This window comes from Mucilaginibacter sp. P4_E8 (genome assembly GCF_056401495.1).
Genome location: NZ_JBFUJG010000219.1, coordinates 1 through 5,663 on the forward strand (window position 1 = coordinate 1; position 5,663 = coordinate 5,663).

Annotated in this window: 3 protein-coding genes; all 3 read left to right on the forward strand. The window is 41.9% G+C overall.

Annotated features, from left to right (window positions below):
* Nucleotides 1-74: 74 nt before the first annotated feature.
* On the forward strand, nt 75-3,101 hold the full coding sequence (locus AC1DRQ_RS29015) for a SusC/RagA family TonB-linked outer membrane protein (protein ID WP_477429248.1): 3,027 nt from the start codon (nt 75-77) through the stop codon (nt 3,099-3,101).
* A 20-nt stretch (nt 3,102-3,121) separates the two neighbouring features.
* Entirely contained in the window at nt 3,122-4,738 is a 1,617-nt protein-coding gene (locus AC1DRQ_RS29020) for a RagB/SusD family nutrient uptake outer membrane protein (RefSeq protein WP_477429250.1), read from the forward strand.
* 152 nt (nt 4,739-4,890) lie between these two features.
* Nucleotides 4,891-5,663 (forward strand): phosphatidylinositol-specific phospholipase C/glycerophosphodiester phosphodiesterase family protein (locus tag AC1DRQ_RS29025; RefSeq protein ID WP_477429252.1); only part of this gene is annotated, 773 nt, incomplete at its 3' end.

Below are 5,663 nucleotides of genomic sequence, written 5' to 3' on the forward strand. Positions count from 1 at the left end.
CATCATTCCTTTGCAAACGGAAAAAATGCGATTTCCCGAGTTCAATTAAGTTCGTAATTTATTCAAATCTCTTTATGAAAAAAATTTACCATAGTTTTTTTAAGAAAACTCATCCTTTATACAGGCAAAGCCTATTATTAGCTTGCGCTGTATTATTTACCGCGTTATCGGCATTCTCACAAACCGGCAGGATTGTTAAAGGAACCGTAACCGACGAGACCAACGCGCCCTTACCAGGTGTGGTAGTAACTGTTAAAAGTTCAGGCAAGTCTACCACTACTAATGGCAATGGTGGTTACACCGTTACAGTTGGCGGCGCTGATGATGTTTTAAAATTCACATTTTTAGGATCAGTACCAAAAGAAGTTATTGTTGATGGTAAAACGTTAATTAACATTACACTGGTAACTGATATCAAACAACTAAAAGATGTGGTAGTTATTGGTTACGGTACATCGAGTCGTAAGGATGTTACGGGCGCCATAACCTCAGTAAAAGCCGAAGATTTTAACGCAGGTGTACTAACTACCCCTGCCGAGTTATTACAAGGTAAGGTAGCCGGCTTAAACATTACCAAAAGCGGTGACCCCAACAAACAACCCTCAACTATTTTAAGGGGGCCATCAACTTTGCGCGACGGTGCTACCCAGCCATTTTATGTAATTGATGGTGTACCGGGTGCTTCTATCGATTTATTGGCACCAGCCGATATTGAAAGTATTGATGTATTAAAAGATGCATCATCAACAGCTATATACGGTTCACGTGCTGCAAATGGTGTAATCATAGTTACAACCCGTAAAGCCAAAGCAGGTCAAACCAGGTTAACATATAGTGCATACGGCGCTGTTCAAAATGTATCAAAAAACATTGATGTACTTACTGGTGATGAACTGCGTAAGTATTTAACCGATAATGGTGTACCTAAGCTAAGCGCAGCCGATGACGATGGCTCAAATACCAACTGGCAAAAACTGGCCGAAAGAACCGGTTATTCGCAAAACCATAACCTTTCTTATGGTGGTGCCGGTACCAATTCAGAGTATGGTGCAAGCGTAAATTACTTAAAAAACAATGGTGTATTGAAAAACACCAGCCTGGAGCGTACTGTTTACAAAGGCTATATCAACCAGCGCTTTTTTAATGATCGTTTAAAATTGGGTATCACGCTTACCAACAGCGCCACCAAAAACAACGATATATTCCAAAGCCAGGTATTATCGGGCATTTTGTTCTATTTGCCAACGGTGGCCCCTTTTAACCCTGATGGTACTTATAAAGAAAACTACACCCGTACAGGCAGCGGGCCATTGAACCCTCTATCGTTAATTAACAATAACTTTACCAAAACAGAGAACAACAAAACCCTGATCAATGGTTTTGCCGCAGTAGATATCTTAAACGGTTTAAAATTTACCATATCAGGATCAACTCAAAAGGAACAAAACAACGTTAATACCTATTCCACCAGTCAGTCTGGCATATACGTTAACGCAGGTGGTGTAGCTGCGCGCAGTGCTTATACCAATACCAGTAACGTAGTTGAAGCCTATTTTAATTACGATCGCATTTTTGGTCGGCATTCCCTTAAATTGTTAGGAGGTTACTCTTATCAGCAGGATCGTAATGGCGATGGATTCGGGGTACAAACCCAGGGATTTTCAAATGATGCTTTAACTTATAATTATTTAGCATTCTCCAATCCTACCCAGCTTTCGCAGATTATTTTTAATCCAAGTTACAATATAAACGGGACTACCCCGCCAACCTATATTTCTACTTTAAGGCTGATATCTTTTTATGCCCGTGCACAATATCAATTTGCCGACAAGTATTTACTGCAGGCCTCATTAAGGGAAGACGGATCTTCGGGTTTCGGTTTAGACGTTCGTCATGGCTATTTCCCTGCTGCTTCTGCCGGCTGGAAGATAATCAGCGAAGATTTCATGAAATCTGTTCCGGTTATCAGCGACTTGAAGTTAAGAGCCGGTTATGGTGTTTCGGGTAACAGCGCCGGGTTCGATGCCTTTACCGCTCAGCTCATTTATGGCGTGCCTCCGGGTGGTGGTAAATTTTTAAGTAATGGTAATATAGTTAACCCTATAGGCCCTGTACGTAATGAAAACCGAAATCTGAAATGGGAAAGTACTGCTACAACCAACATTGGTTTGGATTTTGGTATACTCAACAATCGTATTACCGGTTCTGTTGATTATTATATCAAAAAAACCTCTGATTTGATCACTACCCTCCAGGTATCAACTACGCAATATTTTTATCCGCTTTTAACCGCAAACGTAGGTCAAATGAAAAATAGCGGTATTGAAGTTGTATTAAACGCCATACCGGTAAAATCGGGTGCTTTTACATGGCGCACCTCGTTAAACTTTTCACATAATAAAAACGTGGTGGAAAGTTTATCACAGGGTGGCCTGGTTCTTCCATACATTCAAACTGCACAGTTAGGCGGTAAAGGTCAGTCGGGCAACTACAGCCAGATCATTCAGCCAGGTTATGCTGTTGGTACTTTTGATCTGTGGCACTATTTGGGCAAAAATGCCAATGGTGTTAGTACTTATGAAAAAGCCGACGGATCAACAACCGCCGCACAACCACTTACTACCGATCAGTTTATTAAATACGATGCGCAGCCTAAGCTTATTTACGGCTGGAGCAACAGTTTCTTCTACAAAAACTTCGACCTTAACTTCCTGGTTCGTGGTGTATATGGCAACAAAATATTAAATGCAACACTTGCCGGTTTAAATAACCCCGCCGACTCCAAACTGCAAAATATACCGAGATTTACTTTAGGCGAATCGTTTAAAGATATCAATGCCTACCTGATCTCTGATCGTTTCCTGGAAAGCGGCTCGTACCTGCGGTTGGATAATGCTACCATCGGTTATACCATTAAACCACATATCCAGGCGTTTAAAAGTCTGCGCTTTTATGCTTCAGGTAATAACATTTTCATCATTACCAAATACCGCGGCGTTGACCCGGAAATTGATATGGGCGGTTTAACTCCGGGTATCGATAACAGGAATTTTTATCCTAAAACACGCACCTTTAGTTTAGGTCTAACCGCATCATTTTAATAACAGTTAAACAAACAAAAATGAAAAAGATATTCATATTATGTGCCGCGATAGTTGTGACGATAGGCACATTCTCTTGTACAAAATTAGATGTACCTGTTGAGTCGCAATACGTAAAATCAAACTTCCCGGTAACTGATGCCGATTATACTGCATTACTGGGTACTATTTACTCTAACCTTTCATCAAGCTACGCGGTAACTTACTGGCGCATGCAGGACATGTCGACAGACGAAGCTATTTTACCGGCCCGTGATGGCAACTTTGACGACGGTGGTCAATACCGCCAATTACACTATCACACCTGGACCTTTGATCACCCTAACGTAATAGGTGTATGGCAATGGGGTTTTGGTGGTATCAACACCTGTAACCGTATCATCAGTGTTATTAATTCATCGTCATCATCGGCAGCCAAAAAAGCCTCTTCAATTGCCGAAGTTAAAGCGATGCGCGCCTTGTACCTGTATTTCATGATGGACTTATACGGTAACGTACCTATCATTACTGATTTCCCGGTAACCGGACAACCAGCAACACAGTCACGTGCCAAAGTATTCGCCTTTATTGAAAGTGAGTTAAAAGCTGTTTTACCATTGATGCCAGCTAAAAGCAGCAACGCGACAATAAACGTATCGCAATATGGCCGCCCAACTAAAGGAATGGTGTTTGCCTTGCTTGCAAAAATGTACCTGAACTCTGGCGTATACACCGGCACCAACCGCTACCAGGAAACCGTAACCATGTGCGATAGCGTACAGGCAAATACCAACTATTACCTGGATGCCAAATACAGGGACATATTTTTACCTACTAATGGCCCGGCCATCAATGAAACCATATTTGCAGTACCTTATGACCAGCAAATACCAGGTAACCAGTTTACCCGTTTTGGTTTCTTTTATTACCTGGTTCAGGCTTATGGCTTTAACGTAGGTTTAAGTATTGCCATGAGCACTACGCCTGAGTTTTACAACCGCTTTAACATCCCTGGGGATGACCGTACCAAAACATGGCTGGCAGGCCCGCAATTTTATCCTGATGGCAATGGTGGTTTCACCAACCAACCGGTTTACTACCCGGCTCCAAATGCCGCCACACAGATCAATCTCAACCCTACATTAACCTTAACAGGATTAAAACCGATGGATTTGGGTAATGACGTGCTTACCTCACAATCTGAAGGGGTAAGATCGATCAAATACTATCCAGACGTTAATATTATACAGGCAACCCGTTTAAACAGTAACGACGTGCCTGTATTCCGCTTGGCCGATATTTACCTGATGAAAGCCGAAGCCTTATTACGTGGAGCTACTTCTACTACCATAAACGGCGAAACACAAACCCCTTTAACATTGGTAAATAAACTGCGTACCCGTGCCCACGCCGAAGCCGCCTCATCAATTGATTTGAACGTACTGTTAGATGAACGTGCACGTGAGCTTTCATGGGAAGCCTGGCGCCGTAATGACCTGATCCGTTTCGGACAGTTTGAGAAAGAATATCTACTACCAGTGGCAGGTGGGAAAACAGACGATCTGAAAATGAATACTGATCCAACAAGGAGATTGTATCCTATTCCGTCTACGGAGATAAAAACCAATCCTAACCTGGTTCAAAACCCTGGTTATTAATGGTAACTACATCATAAAAAGGGGGGCTGCTATAAAAGAGCGGTCCCCCTTTTTATTTACAAAATGTTAATATATATAAAAAAATCCTTAACCATCCGGTAACGTTTAAAACACACTTAACCGGTATCTTAGTGCAACAAAAACAATTAACGATGCAAGCAGCAAGCTTTTGCCTAAAGCACCTGAAATTATTGTTATCCGCTCTTCTGGTAATTACTGCCTTTAACTCCTACTCCCAAAATGTACCGCTCGATAATGCCTTTGCTCATAATGATTATTGGCACAAACGGCCGTTATATGACGCATTGGATAATGGTTACACGCATATTGAAGCCGATATTTATTTAAGAAAAGGGAAACTTATTGTTGCCCACCTGTTCCCGCTTTTTAAAAGGCACAGAACACTTGAACGCCTTTATCTTGATCCATTGTCGGCCTGCATTAATGGCTCCGATGTGCAGGCATCACGGATGGTTTATCCGCTCATGCTCATGATCGATATTAAGTCAAATGCAAACAAAACTTACGAGGCGCTGTCTGCGGTACTTGAAAAATATAAATCCATTCTTTCAGGATATGAAAATGGCGTATTTGTACAACGACAGATCACCATTGTTATAACCGGGCATAAGCCATTTGACATATTAAAAAATCAGCAAAACCGCCTTGCTTTTATTGATGAGGACCTGATGAACGTTCAACAGGACACCCTGGCAACAAATGTTTACCGAACCGCAAGCTGCAAATATTCAAGAATAATAAACTGGAACGGCATCGGTACATTCCCGGTATTGCAAAAACAACGCCTGTGCACTTATGTAAGTATGGCGCACAAATACGGTAAAAAAGTAAGATTGTGGGCCTCGCCCGAGAGCCCCGCTGTTTGGAACGAACTACTTGACTGTGGTGTCGACCTGATCAATAC